This window comes from Flavobacterium arsenatis, from assembly GCF_031456785.1.
GTDB classification, from domain to species: Bacteria; Bacteroidota; Bacteroidia; order Flavobacteriales; family Flavobacteriaceae; genus Flavobacterium; species Flavobacterium arsenatis.
Map to the genome: position 1 here is coordinate 199833 of NZ_JAVDVI010000001.1, position 18389 is coordinate 218221.

Below are 18389 nucleotides of genomic sequence, written 5' to 3' on the forward strand. Positions count from 1 at the left end.
AGTCAGATTGGGACAAAAAAACCTGACAATTTGAGTTATCAGGTTTTAGTTTAATTTTTATAAATAAGTTCTTAAAACAAAGAAGCTATAATTTTTTCAATCGTAATTCCTTCGGCATCGGCTTTGTAGTTTTTCACGACACGATGTCTTAAAATTCCGATGGCAACAGCCTTTACATCTTCGATATCTGGAGAGAATTTTCCGTTGAAGGCAGCATTTGCCTTTGCTGCCAAAATTAGGTTTTGAGAAGCTCTCGGTCCAGCACCCCAATCGATATAATTCTTAATAAAATCGTTTGACAATTCATTATCAGGACGCGTTTTGCTTACTAAAGTAACAGCATATTCTATAACATTATCGGCAACTGGAATTCTCCTGATTAGATGTTGAAAATCAATAATTTCTTGGGCTGAAAATAATGGATTTACGGTTTCCTTTGTATCCGAAGTCGTGCTTTTTACCACCTGAACTTCTTCTGCAAAGGAAGGATAATCTAATTTTATGGAAAACATAAAACGGTCCAACTGGGCTTCAGGCAACGGATAGGTTCCTTCCTGCTCAATCGGGTTTTGAGTTGCCAAAACAAAATAAGGCAAATCTAATTTATAATTGTGTCCTGCAATAGTAACGGCTCTTTCCTGCATCGCTTCCAACAAGGCGGCTTGGGTTTTAGGCGGTGTCCTGTTGATCTCATCTGCAAGGATGATGTTTGAGAAAATGGGTCCTTTAATGAATTTAAACTGACGGTTTTCATCCAAAATTTCACTTCCTAGAATATCAGAAGGCATCAAATCTGGTGTAAACTGAATACGTTTAAAATCTAAACCTAAAGCTTGAGCAATGGTATTCACCATCAATGTTTTTGCCAATCCAGGAACACCAACCAAGAGTGCGTGACCTCCAGAAAAGATACTCAACAAAATCTGGTCGACTACAACATCCTGACCAACAATAATTTTAGAAATCTCCTTTTTTAGTTCATTCCTTTTTTGAACCAAGTTTTGTATAGCAGTAACGTCAGACATGTGGTTTTTGATTTTAGAGTTTAGTCCCGAAGCTTCGGGAGTAGATTTCAGATTATAAAAAACTATCCAAAAAAATAGATTGTACTACTTTTTCAACCAGTTGTTTAGAAAATCACAATCCCTGTATTCACCATTAATTTTAATATAAGTATCTTTAATTTTTGCTTCAGTCCATTTCGCAATTTCCTTGATTTGCTTGTCTTTCAAAGCAAATTCTTTGATTTTTATATAATCAGTAGAATAATCCGCCGGGTGTGCAGCGATTCTATTGGTAACCATCATTAACTTATAGACTTTTCCTCCAGATCTTGGCTCATCTATAAACGGAAGGGAAACTTCACCTGTTTTAAGATTGGAAACCTGACCGTATAACATTGCATCTAATTTCGTCAATTCAAAACGAGAATCTAATGATTTAGGATTCAGCAAAGCACCTCCGTTGGCTTTGGTTTCTATTTCATCAGATTCACTTCTAGCTGCATCTGCAAAAGAAATTTCTCCATCAACAATCTTCTTTCTTATCAATGTAGCTTTATCTTTCGCTTGTTTCAAAGACTCTTCAGAAATTTTTGGAGCAATCAGGATGTGACGCAAATCAACATCTTGACCACGTATTTTCTCTATATAAACAATGTGAAAACCATATTCAGTTTCGAAAGGCTCAGAAATCTGCCCTTCATCCAAACTAAAGGCAACATCCTTGAATTCCTTTACCAAAGGTGTCTTGCGGTTTACTTTCATGAAACCACCGTTTGATTTTGATCCTGGATCTTGCGAATATAAAACTGCCTTACTATAGAAACTAGAACCTGCTGCAATTTCTTTTTTAAATTCGTTGAGCCTATCCCTAACTTTTTGTTTTTCAGCTTCGGTAACTTGAGGTTTGATTACAATTTGAGAAATCTCCAATTCATCTCCAAAAGTAGGCAATTCCTCTTTCTTGATTCCTTTGAAAAAAGTTCTAACTTCTTCTGGTGTAATTTCTACTTTATCGATAATTTTATTGGTCATTTCTGACGTAAGCTTGTTCATCTTCAAAATTTCAAAAAAGTAAGTCCTAAATTCCTCTTCACTATTTTTTTTGTAATATTTCACAAGATCGTCCATTGAGCCACGTGTTTGCTCCAGCATCACTCCAATCTTTTCTTCCATCATACTGTTGATTTCCGAATCCTTGACGATAATACTATCCTGAAGTGCTTGATGTGCATACAATCGTTCTTCCAAAAGCTTGCCCAACATTTGACATCTTGTAACATTTTCTAAATTATTTCCATTGGCTGCAAGCTCTAGGAAATTCTTATCGATATCCGAATCTAAAACAATATAATCTCCAACAGTTGCAATAACTCCATCAATTTTTTGACGCTTGTAGGACGATTTTGGAGCTTGCTTTTTTACTGTATCGCTAATAATTTCTTGTGCTTGTAGTTCGCCAATTGAGAAAACTGCCAATAAAAGAACCAGGAAGTTTCTACTATTTATAAATTTCATATTTGTTATTTTTAATCGCATCATCAGTAATTTCTTTTTCAAATTTTTTAATTAATTCCAATTTTCTTCTATTCAAAATTACTTGCTGTAAAGTTGGCTTTAAATACACAAAAGGACTTATCTCGTTTTTGTTTATTGTTTTTTTTATTTTAACTAAATATACATTCAATGAATCTGGCTTTTCAAAAGAGATTCCTTCGGCTATATATTTTCCTTGGTTATCCGGGTTTATAAAAGGCAGTTTTCTGTAAACTTCATTCAACTCTACCCAGACAGAATCATTCAAAGCGGAATTTTTAAACTGAATTTGATAGGTGTCCCAAAACTTCTTATCCGATTTTCTGAAATCCAGGAACTTGCTTCTTATGGTTGAAAATTTCGGATGGTCCTTTGGCAGATTAATATATCTCAATTGCACCAAAGTACCGTTTGTCCTGAAGTTTTCTTTATTATTGTCGTAATATTCTTTAAGCTCTTTTTCAGAAATGACGGTATCAACTGTTGTTTTTACAATTTCTTCGATGTAGGCTTTTGTATATAAATCGCTTTTGTATTGCCGGATTAAATTATCAAACTCTATTTTTTTTTCGTCGTTTAAATTGAGATTAGCCGCTTCAATCAACAACTTTTGTGTAGCCCAACGATCAATGAAACTTTTCACAATCAAAACACTGTCTTGCTTTGATGTTCCGGCGGCAACCAAATCTTTTATATCTTCTTTATACAAAAAGGAATCTCCTACTCTTGCTATTGATTCGGGTTTTGCTTCTGGTTTGAAATAATTACAAGAAAACAGCAGCAGAGACAATCCTATTATATAAAACCCTTTTTGCATTTAGGACTTGATTTGTTTTTTCACCTTTTCGAAAGTATCCTTGTTGACCTCGATCGTAAATTCCTTCTTCAAATCTGAAACCCAATTTTCTTCCAAATATTGTTGGTAGTCATTCACTACTTTTCCTTTGCATTCCTCAAGCGTTTTATTTCCTGCCGGAAGCACTTTGTTCACTCGGGTCACAAAATAATAATCGCCTTGTTTGACAACATCTGTAACACCTGTTTTAAACGTTACGTTTTTAGGAAGTGCTTCGTTTCCTTCTTCAAAAACACCTTCTTTTTCTAGAACTTCAACCTCTTTTCCTGTATTTAGATTTTGCTTGATGAATTCTGCCGATTTATCTTTTTTCAGCATTTTGTGTGCTTTCTTTATAAAATCAGATTTTGTTGAAGACACAATTAAAACATCGTATCTGTTTTTCCATTTATAATTGTTGCTGTTCTTTTCATAGAAATGCTGCAAACCAATAGTATCGGTTTTAGATTTTTCCCAGATTTCTTTTTCCATCAAATCAAAAAGAAGCAAACCGTCGCGGTATTCTTCCATAACGTCTGCAAACTCAGGAAATTCTTTTTCTAGGTTATCGTTGTAATACACATTCAACTGCTCGTCAAGGAATTTTTCATATAAGAAATCTACCAATTTAGATACAGGTTTGATTTCTGAAACACCCTTTTGCTGGTTGTTCAAATAATTTAAGAATGTAGTTCCAGTGATGGCTTTTTCGTTTACAGAAAACAAATTCTTGTCGAAGTTTTTTGTATCTGCAGGAACTTTCCAAGCTCCAGTATAAATGTCGTTGGTAACCGTTTTCACAAGAGCTGCATACAATTTATTATCTCTTTTTACAGCATATTTTTTACGAAGCTTTTCGTTCATTGAATTCACAATCAAACGGGAACGGTCGTCTTTTCTGATTTTACCCTCCAGTTCCGATTCCATTTCTTCGAATGATTTAACGGGATGTTTTTCTACAAACTTCACAATATGCCATCCGTATGCACTTTCAAAAGGTTCCGAGATTGGATTTTGTCTTGATAATGAAAAAGCAACATCTTCAAATTCATTTGAACTTAATTCGCCAGAGCTGAAACTGTTCAAAACACCGCCTTTTTCTGAAGATGATTTGTCTTCGGAAAATTGTTTGGCAAGTTCTTCAAATTTTTCACCTTGCTGTAATTTTTTGTAAATGTCTTGAATTTTAGCCTTGCCTTTTTCCGAATTTAATCCTTCGGCAGGCTTCATGATCATAATATGGGCCACGGTGACTTTTCCTCTGTTATCGCGAACGTCATTCACTTTTATCAAATGATAGCCAAAACGGGTTCTAATAGGTTTAGAAATTTCACCTTTTTTGGTTTTGTATGCTCCAGATTCAAAAGTATAAACCATTCTCAAAGCTGAAAAATAGCCTAAATCTCCTTGGTTTTCTTTTGCCGATGGATCTTGAGAATATTGTTGTGCCAATTTCCCGAAATCTTCTCCTGCAACTGCTTTTTTGCGAATGTCTAAGGCTTGATTATAGGCTTTTAAAGTATCGGCTGGTGCCGCATTTTCATCAACCATTATCAAAATATGGGATGCTTTTATTTCTTTTTGAGATCGGTTATAGGCTTCCTCGATGAGTTCCTTGGTGACTTTTGTATCGGTAAGATAATTTTTAGAAAGCTGACTTCTGTAGGATTTTAATTCGTTTTGATATTTAGGATTATTCTGCAATCCTAATTTATTGGCCTTATTGATTTTAAGTTTATATCCAACAAAAAGTTCTAAATATTGGTTAAGGTCTTTTTGAGATTCGTCCTTCACTAAGTCAATATTTTTTTTATAAACCCTAGAAAATTCATCAGTATAATAAGGTTTATCATCAATTGAGAACAATACTTCTTTTTTACTGTCTTGGGCATTGGCAACAAAATTTGCAGAAAGCAAAAGCCCGAACAACAATTGTTTTATTTTCATTCTTGTTTTAATTATGTATTTTTAATTAAGTAAGCTTATTGTTTTTGGTTGTTTTGGTTTATTATCAGTATTTAAAACGAATAAAATTGGTTTGTATTTCATTCGGTTTTACAATAATAACAACCAACAAAATTAACAATTCAATTACATTATGCAAGTTTGTTCATTACTATTAACAAAAAATTAAATGGCGGCTTGCTAACACAGCACAATAGCACTTCAAATTAAAAAAACATCCCGCAAAAACAGGATGCCTCTAATTTAGAGTAGGCATAAAATTATAGTGCTTCTACGATAAATTCGCTTCGTCTATTGATCTGATGTTGTTCTTCAGTGCATTCTACCCCATCTTTGCATTCATTTATGAGTTGTGTTTCGCCATAACCTTTACCAGTTAATCTTTCAGGACTAATTCCTTGCTGAACAAGCCATGCGATTGTGGCTTTTACTCTTCTGTCTGATAATTTTTGATTGTATTGATGGGTTTGCCTGCTATCGGTATGGGAACGGACATCTATTTTCAAGGTAGGATATTGGAGCATTACTTCCAAAACCTTAGCCAGTTCGACTTTTGCATCTTCCCTTATAAACGATTTATCTAGATCGAAATAAATCATTTTGATGTTGAGCATCTTGGCAATATCGTCTTTTAAGGAAATTACTTTTACATTCTTTTTTTGTGTAATCGGCAAAGTAGTTTTTCCTGATTCATTGGGAACTATGATCTTATTTTCGATGGTTTCAAAATCTTCTTTACTAGTCCGTAAGTAATATATTTTCCCGCATGCAGTCTCAAAAGAATAAAATCCTCTTGCATCGGTGTTTTGTTTGCCTACTACTTCAAATTTTTTATCTAAAAGCATCACCTCAACATTTGACAATGGCTCACCTGTTTCATCATCGGTAATTGTCCCTGATAAAATTTGTTGGCAAGTCGGTTTTTTTGTTTCTATAAAGGTATAGATGTCGTCAAAACCTTTTCCTTCCGCTCTATTTGAACTAAAGAAACCCTTCCTTTCAACGTTGATTATAAAAGCAAAATCATCGGTTGGGGAATTTATAGGAGTTCCAATATTAATTGGTTCTCGAAAAGCATTATCGCCATTTATTTTTGATACAAAAACATCCAAACCTCCCAATCCAGGATGACCGTCTGACGCAAAATAGAGTTCATTTTCTGCCGAAACAAACGGAAAAGTTTCCTTGCCTTCGGTATTGATTTGAGGTCCTAAATTTTCTGGAGTTCCAAAACTTCCATCATCGTTGATTGTTACTTTAAAAATATCCGATTGGCCTAATGTTCCGGGCATATCCGATGCAAAATACAGCGTTTTTTCATCTACACTCAAAGCCGGATGAGCATTATTATAGTTGTCGCTATTAAAAGGCAATTCTGTAACATCCTCCCAACTATTTTCCTTTAAAGTGGCGCTGTATAATTTTAAAAGTGTCGTTTTTTGGGCATCTTTTCCCTTTTTTCCGTCCTTGAAATTATTCCTTGTAAAATAAACCGTTTTACCATCTTTTGTGAAAACAGGTGTCGATTCATTGAATTTAGAATTGATTTTCTTTGAAAATTTCTCCGGCTTAGACATTATGGTGTCTGATTTTATTTCTGAAACATACAAATCTAAAAAAGCCTGATTGGTCCAAGTATGTTCTCTCTTAAACAAACCGCTGGTATCTCTCGATGATGCAAAAACAATGTTATCGCCATAGAAAGCAGTTCCAAAATCTGAATATTCAGAATTGATTCCAGCCTCTTTAATTATGTATCGACCCGAATTACTTTTTATAATTTCCAGATAATTTTTCTTTTTTGAAAACAAATCGCCACGAATATCATTGCCAGAAAGAGCTGTGAATTTTTCGAGCATTTCATTTGCCTTTTCATATTCACCAACAGACTTCAAGGTTTGGGCATAACGGTAAAAATATTCGGCTGAAATATCAGAATTATCCAAAAAAAATAATTCTCCGTACCATTTTGAAGCCTTTTCAAATTGTGAATTAAAATAGTAGGAATCGCCTAGTTTCTGGAACAATTCTGCAGATTTATATCCTTTATTTGCAACACGTTCGTAAATAGAAATGGCATCAATATAGGACAAATCGTTGAATTTTTTATTTGCTTTTTTAATTTGCTTTTCCTGGGCAAAAACATTTCCTGCAGTCAAGACGAGAATCGATAGATAGAGGAGTATTTTAATTTTCATAAGAGAAAGAATTAAAAGAATCTTGGTGAAACAATCTTGCTGTAATTTCGAAACAATTCATAGCGAAGAAAAACCTCGTGCGATCCTGAATTGTAATTGACAAGTTTGGTTGTTTCCGCATCGTAGGAATATCCAATGTGCCAAGAATCGGATACTTGAAAGCCAACCATTCCGCTCAAAGCAGCACTCCATCTGTAAGCCGCTCCAATGAAAAATTTATCATAGAATAGAAAATTAGCCGACAGATCTATTTGAAGTGGAGCTCCCTGAACCATTTTGGTCATCAATGCGGGTTTGAATTTTAGGGTTTCATTCAAATCGAAAACACTTCCTGCAATAAGATAAAAGTGCATCCTCTCCTTTGCAAGCGAACTCATATTGTCGTCATAATGCTTGGTTTCAAGAAAATTAGGCACCGATAGACCAACGTAATTTTTATCGGAATGAAAGTAGACACCCGCTCCAAAATTCGGCGAAAGCCTGTTGTCAATATTTGCCTGCTGGCTTAAAAGCACATCATCTGGATGACGAATTGTTAGTCGGGAATAATCGACACTTAGGATATTTGCAGCTGCTTTGATACCGAAAGACAGCTTATATTCTTCGGATGTTTTTACAGAATAAGAGAAATCAACTGAAATTGTATTCTCATCCGAAACACCAATCCTGTCGTTCACGAATGAAATCCCATAGCCAAGATTACTGTCATTTATTGGTTTATTGATAGATGCTGTATTGGTGACTGGAGCTCCATCCAAACCAACCCATTGAGTGCGATGCATCACAAAAATACTTGTAACACCTCTAGAACCTGCATAAGCTGGATTCACATTGATTGTGTTATACATATATTGAGTATATTGAGCATCTTGTTGTGCTTGAACAACGCAAGAAAACAACAAAAAAACCAATAAGTGAAGTGTATATTTTGTATTCATGAAATGGTTTTAAACTCAAGAAAATCCATAAAACATCAATCAAAAATAGATTAAAAATTTGGGTATAAAAAATTTATAATCATTTATCAAATTGTAGTTTAGAAGAGATGTGTTTCTTAACTATAAATAGTATTTTTGCACCCTATTTTATACATGATGAGTTTTACACAAGAAATAAACAGAAGAAGAACTTTCGGGATCATCTCGCATCCCGATGCCGGAAAAACTACCTTAACAGAGAAATTATTGCTATTTGGAGGTGCCATTCAGGAAGCGGGTGCCGTTAAAAACAATAAGATTAAAAAAGGAGCCACTTCGGATTTTATGGAAATTGAACGCCAGAGAGGAATCTCAGTTTCAACCTCTGTTTTGGCTTTTAATTATAAAGATAAAAAAATCAACATCCTGGATACTCCCGGACACAAGGATTTTGCCGAAGATACTTTTAGAACCCTGACTGCTGTTGATAGCGTTATTGTGGTCATTGACGTTGCAAAAGGGGTCGAGGAACAAACAGAGAAATTGGTTTCGGTTTGCCGTATGAGGAAAATTCCAATCATTGTTTTCATCAATAAATTGGATAGAGAAGGAAAAGATGCCTTTGATTTGATGGATGAAGTGGAGCAAAAATTAGGCTTGACCGTAACTCCCTTGAGCTTTCCTATTGGTATGGGATATGATTTTCAAGGAATTTATAACCTTTGGGAACAAAACATCAACTTATTTAGTGGCGACAGTCGAAAAAATATTGAAGAAACCATCGCTTTTTCAGATGTTCAGAATCCTGAATTGGAGAAAATCATCGGACCAAAACCTGCGGAAAAACTTCGTGAAGAATTGGAATTGATTGATGAAGTATATCCAAAATTTGATCGTCAGGATTATCTTGACGGAAAATTGCAACCTGTTTTTTTTGGATCAGCTTTGAATAATTTTGGTGTAAGGGAATTATTGGACTGCTTTATTGAGATAGCTCCGTCGCCACGACCAAAAGATTCCGAAACCAGATTGGTGGATCCCAAAGAAGAAAAAATGTCGGGATTTGTGTTTAAAATCCACGCCAATATGGATCCGAAACACCGTGACAGACTTGCCTTCTTGAAAATTGTTTCAGGAACTTTTGAAAGGAACAAACCTTATTTGCACGTTCGCCAAGGCAAGAATATGAAATTTTCTAGTCCGAATGCTTTCTTTGCAGAGAAAAAAGAAATCGTTGATATTTCCTATCCAGGCGATATTGTGGGTTTGCACGATACCGGAAATTTCAAGATTGGGGATACATTAACTGAAGGCGAAGCGATGAGTTTCAAAGGAATTCCGAGCTTTTCTCCAGAACATTTCAGATACATCAACAATGCCGATCCGATGAAGGCCAAACAGCTTGACAAAGGAATCGATCAATTGATGGATGAAGGAGTTGCACAGCTTTTTACGCTTGAAATGAACAACAGGAAGGTAATTGGAACCGTTGGTGCCTTGCAATATGAAGTTATCCAATATCGATTGGAGCATGAATATGGAGCAAAATGTACGTATGAAAATTTCCCTGTTCACAAGGCTTGCTGGGTAAAGCCAGATGATGCAAAAAGTGATGAGTTCAAGGAATTCAAAAGAATAAAACAGAAATTCTTGGCACACGACAAATACGGCCAATTGGTTTTCTTGGCCGATTCAGATTTTACAATCCAGATGACACAAAGCAAATATCCAAACGTGAAGTTGTTTTTTACTTCTGAATTTGAATAGATTTCAATTAAAAATAAGAAATTGATTATTGCTATATCTTAAAAGCATTAACCCCTAAATCAAATAAACATTGTTTTTCTTTAACCGAAACAAAACCGTTCTCAAGGATCTGATTCCTGATAACCACATCGATTTTCACTCTCATTTATTGTTTGGGATTGATGATGGTGCAAAAACTTTTGAGGATACCTTATCGCTTACAAAGTCGATGTTGGATTTTGGTGTAAAAGAGTTTATCACCACGCCACACATTATCCAGCACGTTTGGGAAAACAATACTGGAATTATAACCACTAAAAAAGATGAAGTTGTTTCGCTGCTTAAAGAAAACAATATCAATCTTCCGTTTAAAGCAGCTGCAGAATATTTAATGGACGATCACTTCGTGAAACTGTTTCAATCAGAACCTTTATTGACCTTGAAGGATAATTATGTGTTGGTTGAAATGTCCTATATCAATGCTCCAATACAGCTTTATGATATAATTTTTGATCTTCAGGTTGCAGGTTACAAACCTGTACTTGCACATCCAGAACGTTATGTTTTTTATCACAAAAACTTCTCTGAATACACGAAGCTAAAAAAAGCCGGTTGCTTGTTTCAACTCAATATGCTTTCTACTGTTGGATATTATGGCGAAAGTGTTTTTGTCACTGCAAAAAAATTGCTCGAAAGCGGCATGATTGATTATGTAGGTTCCGACGTACATCACAAGAAACACATAGAGGCTTTTAGCAACAAATTAGATATCAAGGATTTGAATCCACTGAAAGAGGTGATTTCAAACAATCAGTTTTTTACTGCCGCAAAATAAGTTATAAAAAGGCTTCCGTTAAAATTGGAAGCCTTTCTTTTTGAATTAAAACCCTTACCTTATAATCAGTCGTTCTGCGATTTTTTTGCCTTGAGCGAAAAGAACTTGAACAATATATACTCCCGATGTAAGACTGGAAGTATTTATTTTTTCAGTTGATGCGATGTTTTTCTCCAAGATGATCCTTCCAGAAATATCATAAACAGCAACTTTCGCTTGTTCATCCAACTGGATTGTAAAATAATCCGAAGCTGGATTGGGATAGATTTTGATGCTGTTTTGAGCAAAATCATCACGGCTCAAAGTTCCTTGATTGATAACGCCAACAGCCTGCAAATCGAAACCACAGGAGTTGAAAGGTGTTGGAAACGATTCGTTTACGGCATTTCCGAAACTGTCATAAGTGGCATACAAAGGATCAATTGAACCTACAACATCAATAATTTTCACATGTGTGATTTGGTTTTTATCCAACAAAATATTGTCTTCAAGCTCGCTCAAATCAAATGGTGTTCCGTATTGTCCTGCATATTTTCCTGCCAAATTATGAAGATAGGGTGCCGATGGCGTTCCGAATGAACCAATCTGAGTGGTTGTTTGGGTTTCGCTATGTGCTGGAAATCGGAAAAAATTGATGCCATCAGAGCTTACTTCTACAAAGGCAAGTTCAAGAAAACTCGGCCCTCCGTTTTCAAAAACAGCAAAATCAAAGCCTTCGCCATCATAAATAGGTTGGGCAAAAGTAGCAATGGCAAAACCTTCGTCGCCCAAGCTAACCACATTTCCATCGGGAAAACCAATAGCATCTGATGGCGACCCGAAAGTAGCCTTGTTGCTTCCGCTAACGATTAAATTCGGATTCGATTTATTAACGTATCCTCGTTCTACGATAATTCCAGTTGCCCAAGCCACATAAAGCGGACTGTCCTTGAAAATTGCAGTCGATCCTACTGTTCCAGCTTCTGGCGGATAGGATTGGGCTTTCGCCGAAAGGCAAAAAAACAAAAAAAATACAAGTTGAAAATTTTTCATTACGTCTTATTTTACGATCAATTTTTCTACGTTTCGGTTGTTTCCTATTTCGGTTTCAACCAAATAAACACCTTTTGCCAGATGGGCTACATTGATTCCGCTTGACGTATATTTTTCGGTTTTTACCAATCTTCCCGAAACATCAAAAAGTTTAATTGTTGCCGTTTCATTTGTATTGATATAGAATACTTCTGTTGTAGGATTTGGATAAATGGCAAGCTTATTTTTTTGATTTTCTTTAATGTCCAAATCAACTTCAAGTGCCTTGTAGAAACCGTTTGTGGCAATTCCGGCTTCGAAATCGTCCAATAAAGTTCCGTCTAAATCATACACATAAACATCTGATGGAGCTGAAAAAAATCCTGCATCAACCACATAAATGGAATCGTCGATAATGTCGAGTCCATAAATACCATACGGTTGTGCTGTTGGCAGTGTAAACAAGGGTTCAGCTGGCAATTCGGTTGCATTGCTAGACATCATAAAAACATCTTCAAAAACAGAATAATAAAAATTTCCGTTGGCAATTTTAAGATTTGCAGGATGAAGCAATGGAAAATCTAAAGTACTGACAACGGCATTGGTTGTAAGGTTTATTTTTGACAACGCTCCAAAAGTTTCGGTTCCAGCCCAAGATGGTTTTCCTTCGGAAAGCACATAGAGAAATCCATTATCTACAACCATTGTGTTCGGAACATCTCCTACCTGAATAGTTGTTTCAACGGTATTATTAATTGGGTCGAGGACAGAAATTTGGTTTCCATATCCGTAACCGCCTTTATGGGCTACATATAATTTTCCGTTGATTTCTAAAATCCTTTCAACCCCTTCCGCCATAGGAATTGTGGTTTCGATCGTATAGGTTTCCAGATTTAAAACCGCCACATAATCATCCGACGCTGAAATTACATCGCCCCAACACGTGATATAGCCTTTTCCGTTGGCGAAAGCCATATATCTAGGATTTGAAAGTCCGGTATTCAAGGTGTTTACCAAAGCAAAAGTAGTACTATTAACCACTCGTAAACGGTTTGAGGTATTGAGGATGATATAGGCATTTTCGCCGTGAAAAGACATACTTTGTCCTGTATTTCCAAGACCTCCCGCTGTTGGGTTTACCGTCCCGAAGATGTCGTTTTCTAGGGTTCCTCCATTCGGAAGAAACGAAACCGTAGCACTTTGTCCGTCGCCAATTTCATTGAGCATAAAAATACCGTTAACATAGCCTTGAGCATTTGCTGAAAATAGAGCAAACACAAGTAAAATACTGGAAAAAACTAATCTGTAATTTTTTTTCATTTTTGAGGTTTATTGAATTTATTCGAAATAATACTAGTCGTTGAAATAGAATCCATTTGGCCCTACACCTGCTCCAAATGTGTTAAGCAATGTTCCTGTTAGGGAATATACATATACTTCGCTATCGGAAGCAAAATCGCCACCTTCGGCAACATAAATCTTATCATCATTTACAGCAAAGCCATACATTCCGCCCCATTCAGAAGTTGATTCATACGAAAACAAGGAAGTTGTTGGTGCGGTTGTAGCATTGATATTCATCACAAAAACGCTTGTTCCAGAAGTATAATATATCTTGTCGTTCTCGATGTTCAGGTTTTTAGCTTCTGCTTGTGCTTCTGGAAAAGTGATGGTGTTTCCTGCAATTTGATTGGTAGCAAGATTAATTTTAGCTAATTTTCCGTCTCCCATAACATACAACATTCCGTCTTTTTCCTCCAATGAATTTGGACTGAAACCAAGCTCGATAGTTGTGGTAGAAGTAGTATTGGCTGGATTGAAAACCGTGATAGAAGTTCCGCTACCGTAAAATCCGTTTGCGATGTAAAGCTTACCGTTTTCCTCGATTACTTTTTCTGACCAGTTGTTCAATGGCACTTTTGAAGTTGAATAAGTAGAAAGGTCAATTACGGTCAAAAAGTCGTCCGTACCAATAGAAAAGTCGTTATAATTGGTCACATAAGCCTTACCGTTTATAACAGCACCATATCGCGGACTTGCAAAATCAGTATCAACAGTTGCTATAAATTCAAATGTATAACGGTTTACGACTGTTACCTTGTTAGAACCTCCAGAAATAATAAAAGCCCTGGTATCATCAAAGAAAATAGATTGCAATAATGTTCCATTACTTACCGCACCTGGATTTACATTCCCAAAAACATCCTGCTCAATCAAACCCGAATTGCTAATAAAAGTAACCGATGCTGAAGATAAGTTGCTATTTCCTTCGTTCAGGACAAAAAATCCATTGTCATATTCGCCTAGTGACACATCTGGATTGCCATTATCATCATTGCTACACGAAACAAATAGCGAAGTTGCTATAAGTAATAAAAAAAATCTGTTCAGCTTTTTCATAATCATTAAAATTTGAGAGTTAAGTACATATTAAAGTTTCTTCCCGGCAAAAAACGGCTCTCCACGCTTGCATACTTTTCATTGAAAAGATTCAAGACTTGAAACCCGAGCTTGTAGGAATTTGTGGTTCCAAAATCATATCCTACCGAAGCATTGCTTACAAAATAGGCATCCATGTTGTATCTTGAGTTATTATCCGAGCGTGTAAAAACTTCTCCGTTGTATAGAAATTGATAATTGGCCGAGAACTTTTTGTAGCCGTAAGCCAATGAAGAAGTGGCTTTATGATACGGCACATAAATGAGTTGCTTTTTAGTGGTTGTATTTTCAGAAACCGTGTAGGCATAGGTTCCGTTCAGCGAAAAGTGGTTCCTGCCGAAACTTTTGTTCCAATTCAAAAGCACCTCGCCTCCATAAGTCTTGACTTTATCGGTGTTTTCAGGCATCCAAACTCCACCTGAAGGAACCCATCGGAGCATATCCTCAATGTCGATAAGATATCCCGTCAGGCTAACCCTGAAATTCCTGAAATGAAAATCATTTCCAATTTCGGCCTGATAGGACGACTCGGGTTTCAAGTTCTCATTGCCTCCCGGTTGCCAATACAAATCATTGAAAGTAGGTATTCTGAAATTCCTTGAACCGTTAATTTTCAAGGTATAAAAAGAAGTGAAGGCATAATTTGTTCCGATGGAAAACAGCATCGGACTTTTATAATTATTGGTAATTTCCTTTCGAATACTGGCTTCATAGAGCAATTTATCGGTCACTTGATGCTTCAAAAGCAAACTTCCCGAACCAATGTTTCTTGTTTCATTTTTAATATCAGAGCCATCGCCACTATTTTGGGTAAAATCTACAACCGCATTCAGTTTTATAGCTTCATTTACATCAAAAGCCAAATCATATTTCCCGATATAGGTCTTAACCTCCCCGAAAGTATGTGAATCGGATGCAATATTGGAGAAGTATTTATATTTTTCTGATAGCCTTGCAAATTTCAACTTGGAAGTAAATTTCCCTATAAAACTGCTCCATTCCAGCATATTTCGGGTGTTGAAATCTTGGTATTTTGTTTTTACTTCTGATGCAAAAAGCACAGAAAAATGACGTTCTCCATCAAAAAACTGACTGTAGAATTTCAGAAAATTATTACTGTTGATTTTGTAGCCAAAAATTGTATTGAAGCTTGTATTGTAATATTGTCCGTTTAAGTTTTTCCAATCAGAATCAACAAATTCATAATCATTATCCGAAGCATTTCTAGTAATACTGGTCTGAAAACTGAATTTTTCATCCGAAACATTCAACTTATAATTAACGCCATACGTATTGAAACTACCATAATTCAAACGGAGTTCATTGGCAAACTTATCCGTAAAATCAAGTTCATTATTCAAATGAATGCTTCCGCCAATGGCACTGCTTCCGTAAATCGAACTTCCTCCTCCTGCACGAACATTGACATTATCGAAATCTCTTGTCGTGATGGTATTGAAATCCGTCTGACCGTTCAGTTGCGAATTGATGTTGATGCCGTTCCAGATTACTGCCGTTTGTTGAGCCGTTGTTCCTCTAAATGAAGGCGACGAAACCATTCCGAGTCCGTTTTCCTTGAAATAGATTACGGTGTTGTAATTCAGTAACGATGTTAACGAAGCCTGATTGTTGTTGATAATGGAATCCGATAGTTTCTGAACAGATTGTGAGTTGGAGAAATTCCTGAGTTGTGAATCAGACACTTTGACCTCATCCAAATACTGGATGCTGTCGTTTTGTGCCAAAGCAAATTGGCATACAAAGAGAAATAAAAGTAAAAACTGCTTTCTAAAAGTCATAATTCCAGAATCTTTTTTCCCGAAGATTCGATATTCGTTAAGAAAAAAGGCAGGTCTCCTGGCTTGCGTCTTGTTGTTTACCTTCCCATTTTTGATTCAGGATTTGAGATTTTGTGATTTAGGATTTAAAATCCTAATTCTAAAATTCCTAATTCCTGAATTTTAAACAGTGGTTTTTGTAGATAACAACAAACTTTGTAGCTTACAGTTGCGGGAACAGCACAGGACTTCAGATTTTAGACTTCAGATTTCAGATTTTAGATTCTTGTTGGAACCTAAAATTAAAATCTTGAATCTGCAATCTCCACCTGTTTCCCTTTTAATGTGATTTATAAAAATTAAACCACAACCTTAATTCGGATGCAAATATAGATTTTTTGAAAACAAGTTTCGTTTAAAATATTTTTTATCTTTGTAGTAAATAATTTCAGCTATGGAAAGCTTTATCGTTCACCCTAAAAATCAAGAAGAAAGAAATGTTGTAAAAGCATTTTTGGAAGCTTTGAAGATCAAGTTTGAAAAAACTACAGAACAAAATCCTGATGAAAGTCCGTATAATCCAGAATTTGTTGCTACGATGGAAAAAAGCAAGCAAGATTTTAAAGAAGGTAAAATCACTAGAATTAATTTGGATGATATTTGGAAATAAATTCCGATTCTCCTTTTTTTACCACATAGAATCATAGAATATTGTTTGTTAATAAAGACATTTTATTTAAGATAGTTTGACATAGCTATGTGAATCAAGAATTGACTAAAGCTTTCTATTTACTACAGAAATTTCTATGTATCTATGTGGTAAAAATGGAAAAAAATGATATTTGAATGACCAAAATCGCCCAGAAAAATCTCGGCGATTTTTTTATTTCTGAAAAAACCATAATAACTTTTACCTTTGTCAACCTCAACAAAAATTTTTTATGCAATCATTCTTTTCCAAAATAGTACTTTTTGCCTTATTGATTTTTGCCATCGGATGCAAGAAAAATCAAGACCAACAAGGCGTTATCACTTCTGAAATTAAAAACGAAATCAAGTATGCTTCGGGTTTGTCGATTTTTGATTATGGCGATTATAGCATCTTAAAAGTTTCCAATCCGTGGCCAAATGCAACCCAAGATTATACTTATATTCTAAAAGAAAAAGACGCTAAAGTTCCGGATAGTTTGAGTCAGTTTACCACCATTCAGGTTCCGATAAAAAGTATTGTCGTAACTTCTACCACCCATATTCCATCGTTAGAAATGCTTGGTGTGGAAAATTCACTAGTAGGTTTTCCGAATTTGGATTATATTTCTTCGGAAAAAGTGAGAGCCCGAATTGAAAGTGGAAAAGTGCGAGAATTGGGCAACAATCAAACCCTGAATACCGAGGTAATCATTGATGTCGCTCCAGACGTTTTTATCGGATATGGAATTGACAACAAAAATCCAACCTTGGATAATTTGGAAAAAAGCGGTCTAAAAGTAATGCTGAACGGCGATTGGAACGAACAAACGCCACTTGGAAAAGCCGAATGGATTAAGTTTTTTGGTTACTTATATGGTTTGGATGAAAAGGCAAACACGATTTTTTCAGACATCGAAAAAGAATACAATACGACATTGGCACTTGCTAAAAAAGCGACTTCAAAACCAACAATCCTTGCCGGAGACATGTTTGAAGGAACCTGGTATCTGCCGAAAGGCACAAGTTGGGGAAGTTTGTTGTTGGCACAAGCCGGAGGAAATTATTTATGGAACGAAACCGAAGGAACTGGAAGCTTGTCGCTTTCATTTGAAACTGTTTTGGAGAAAGCCAAAGACGCTGATTTCTGGATAACTTCGGGTCAATTTTCTTCGTTGAAAGAGATGACAGATTCCAATCCGCATTACAGTCAATTCAAGGCTTTTCAGCAAAAAAACGTCTATTCTTTCAGCAGTAAAAAAGGAAAAACAGGTGGAATTTTATATTACGAATTGGCTCCCAACCGACCGGATATTGTTTTGAAAGATATTGTGAAAACCTTGCATCCTGAATTGTTGCCTGATTATACTCCTTTTTTCTTTGAAAGGCTGAAATGATTTGCCACAAAGGCTCAAAGGCTCGAAGTTTTTAAACCAGATTA

The 18389-nt window shown here is 35.7% G+C and carries 14 protein-coding genes and 1 riboswitch; of the genes, 4 read left to right on the forward strand and 10 right to left on the reverse strand.

The window, feature by feature from the left end; translation table 11 throughout:
- Nucleotides 1–71: 71 nt before the first annotated feature.
- The 6 genes from J2X31_RS00850 to J2X31_RS00875 form a co-directional block, all read right to left on the reverse strand.
- Nucleotides 72–1025 (reverse strand): AAA family ATPase, encoded by a 954-nt coding sequence (locus tag J2X31_RS00850; protein WP_310023641.1) that lies wholly within the window; start codon nucleotides 1023–1025, stop codon nucleotides 72–74.
- Nucleotides 1026–1109: 84 nt separating this feature from the next.
- Nucleotides 1110–2519 (reverse strand): peptidylprolyl isomerase, encoded by a 1410-nt coding sequence (locus J2X31_RS00855; RefSeq protein WP_374725202.1) that lies wholly within the window; start codon nucleotides 2517–2519, stop codon nucleotides 1110–1112.
- Nucleotides 2503–3354, reverse strand: coding sequence for a hypothetical protein (locus tag J2X31_RS00860; protein WP_310023642.1), 852 nt, complete (start codon nucleotides 3352–3354; stop codon nucleotides 2503–2505). The genes J2X31_RS00855 and J2X31_RS00860 overlap by 17 nt, the downstream gene beginning before the upstream one ends.
- The gene (locus J2X31_RS00865; RefSeq protein WP_310023643.1) at nucleotides 3355–5319 is read right to left on the reverse strand and encodes a peptidylprolyl isomerase; all 1965 of its coding nucleotides are present in this window, start codon (nucleotides 5317–5319) and stop codon (nucleotides 3355–3357) included.
- 278 nt (nucleotides 5320–5597) lie between these two features.
- Nucleotides 5598–7535, reverse strand: a complete 1938-nt coding sequence (locus J2X31_RS00870) for an OmpA family protein (protein WP_310023644.1) — start codon at nucleotides 7533–7535, stop codon at nucleotides 5598–5600.
- An 11-nt stretch (nucleotides 7536–7546) separates the two neighbouring features.
- Nucleotides 7547–8473 (reverse strand): PorP/SprF family type IX secretion system membrane protein, encoded by a 927-nt coding sequence (locus J2X31_RS00875; protein WP_310023645.1) that lies wholly within the window; start codon nucleotides 8471–8473, stop codon nucleotides 7547–7549.
- Between the two features lie 156 nt (nucleotides 8474–8629).
- Here J2X31_RS00875 and J2X31_RS00880 point away from each other — a divergent pair, with 156 nt between their 5' ends.
- The gene (locus J2X31_RS00880; RefSeq protein ID WP_310024201.1) at nucleotides 8630–10219 is read left to right on the forward strand and encodes a peptide chain release factor 3; all 1590 of its coding nucleotides are present in this window, start codon (nucleotides 8630–8632) and stop codon (nucleotides 10217–10219) included.
- A 70-nt stretch (nucleotides 10220–10289) separates the two neighbouring features.
- Entirely contained in the window at nucleotides 10290–11033 is a 744-nt protein-coding gene (locus J2X31_RS00885; protein WP_310023647.1) for a tyrosine-protein phosphatase, read from the forward strand.
- Between the two features lie 54 nt (nucleotides 11034–11087).
- Here J2X31_RS00885 and J2X31_RS00890 read toward each other — a convergent pair whose 3' ends face one another.
- From J2X31_RS00890 to J2X31_RS00905, 4 genes are read right to left on the reverse strand one after another with little or no spacing between them, the layout of a single operon-like run.
- Nucleotides 11088–12065, reverse strand: coding sequence for a T9SS type A sorting domain-containing protein (locus J2X31_RS00890; RefSeq protein ID WP_310023648.1), 978 nt, complete (start codon nucleotides 12063–12065; stop codon nucleotides 11088–11090).
- A gap of 6 nt (nucleotides 12066–12071) precedes the next feature.
- Nucleotides 12072–13364, reverse strand: coding sequence for a T9SS type A sorting domain-containing protein (locus J2X31_RS00895; protein WP_310023650.1), 1293 nt, complete (start codon nucleotides 13362–13364; stop codon nucleotides 12072–12074).
- A gap of 33 nt (nucleotides 13365–13397) precedes the next feature.
- Nucleotides 13398–14444: a YncE family protein gene (locus J2X31_RS00900; RefSeq protein WP_310023651.1), complete on the reverse strand. Its 1047-nt coding sequence runs from the start codon at nucleotides 14442–14444 to the stop codon at nucleotides 13398–13400.
- A gap of 5 nt (nucleotides 14445–14449) precedes the next feature.
- Nucleotides 14450–16282: a TonB-dependent receptor plug domain-containing protein gene (locus tag J2X31_RS00905; RefSeq protein WP_310023652.1), complete on the reverse strand. Its 1833-nt coding sequence runs from the start codon at nucleotides 16280–16282 to the stop codon at nucleotides 14450–14452.
- A gap of 31 nt (nucleotides 16283–16313) precedes the next feature.
- Nucleotides 16314–16651, reverse strand: a riboswitch (cobalamin riboswitch).
- A 64-nt stretch (nucleotides 16652–16715) separates the two neighbouring features.
- On the opposite strand from J2X31_RS00905, the gene J2X31_RS00910 reads away from it, so the two are divergent.
- Both J2X31_RS00910 and J2X31_RS00915 read left to right on the forward strand, forming a co-directional pair.
- Entirely contained in the window at nucleotides 16716–16931 is a 216-nt protein-coding gene (locus J2X31_RS00910; RefSeq protein ID WP_310023653.1) for a DUF2683 family protein, read from the forward strand.
- 271 nt (nucleotides 16932–17202) lie between these two features.
- Nucleotides 17203–18345, forward strand: a complete 1143-nt coding sequence (locus J2X31_RS00915; protein ID WP_310023655.1) for an ABC transporter substrate-binding protein — start codon at nucleotides 17203–17205, stop codon at nucleotides 18343–18345.
- Nucleotides 18346–18389: the final 44 nt, after the last annotated feature.

Bases quoted from the DNA above. Each gene is read 5' to 3' on its own strand.
- J2X31_RS00850 (WP_310023641.1), bottom strand. From the start codon at position 1,025: ATGTCTGACGTTACTGCTATACAAAACTTGGTTCAAAAAAGGAATGAA.
- J2X31_RS00855 (WP_374725202.1), bottom strand. From the start codon at position 2,519: ATGAAATTTATAAATAGTAGAAACTTCCTGGTTCTTTTATTGGCAGTT.
- J2X31_RS00860 (WP_310023642.1), bottom strand. From the start codon at position 3,354: ATGCAAAAAGGGTTTTATATAATAGGATTGTCTCTGCTGCTGTTTTCT.
- J2X31_RS00865 (WP_310023643.1), bottom strand. From the start codon at position 5,319: ATGAAAATAAAACAATTGTTGTTCGGGCTTTTGCTTTCTGCAAATTTT.
- J2X31_RS00870 (WP_310023644.1), bottom strand. From the start codon at position 7,535: ATGAAAATTAAAATACTCCTCTATCTATCGATTCTCGTCTTGACTGCA.
- J2X31_RS00875 (WP_310023645.1), bottom strand. From the start codon at position 8,473: ATGAATACAAAATATACACTTCACTTATTGGTTTTTTTGTTGTTTTCT.
- J2X31_RS00880 (WP_310024201.1), top strand. From the start codon at position 8,630: ATGAGTTTTACACAAGAAATAAACAGAAGAAGAACTTTCGGGATCATC.
- J2X31_RS00890 (WP_310023648.1), bottom strand. From the start codon at position 12,065: ATGAAAAATTTTCAACTTGTATTTTTTTTGTTTTTTTGCCTTTCGGCG.
- J2X31_RS00895 (WP_310023650.1), bottom strand. From the start codon at position 13,364: ATGAAAAAAAATTACAGATTAGTTTTTTCCAGTATTTTACTTGTGTTT.
- J2X31_RS00900 (WP_310023651.1), bottom strand. From the start codon at position 14,444: ATGAAAAAGCTGAACAGATTTTTTTTATTACTTATAGCAACTTCGCTA.
- J2X31_RS00905 (WP_310023652.1), bottom strand. From the start codon at position 16,282: ATGACTTTTAGAAAGCAGTTTTTACTTTTATTTCTCTTTGTATGCCAA.
- J2X31_RS00910 (WP_310023653.1), top strand. From the start codon at position 16,716: ATGGAAAGCTTTATCGTTCACCCTAAAAATCAAGAAGAAAGAAATGTT.
- J2X31_RS00915 (WP_310023655.1), top strand. From the start codon at position 17,203: ATGCAATCATTCTTTTCCAAAATAGTACTTTTTGCCTTATTGATTTTT.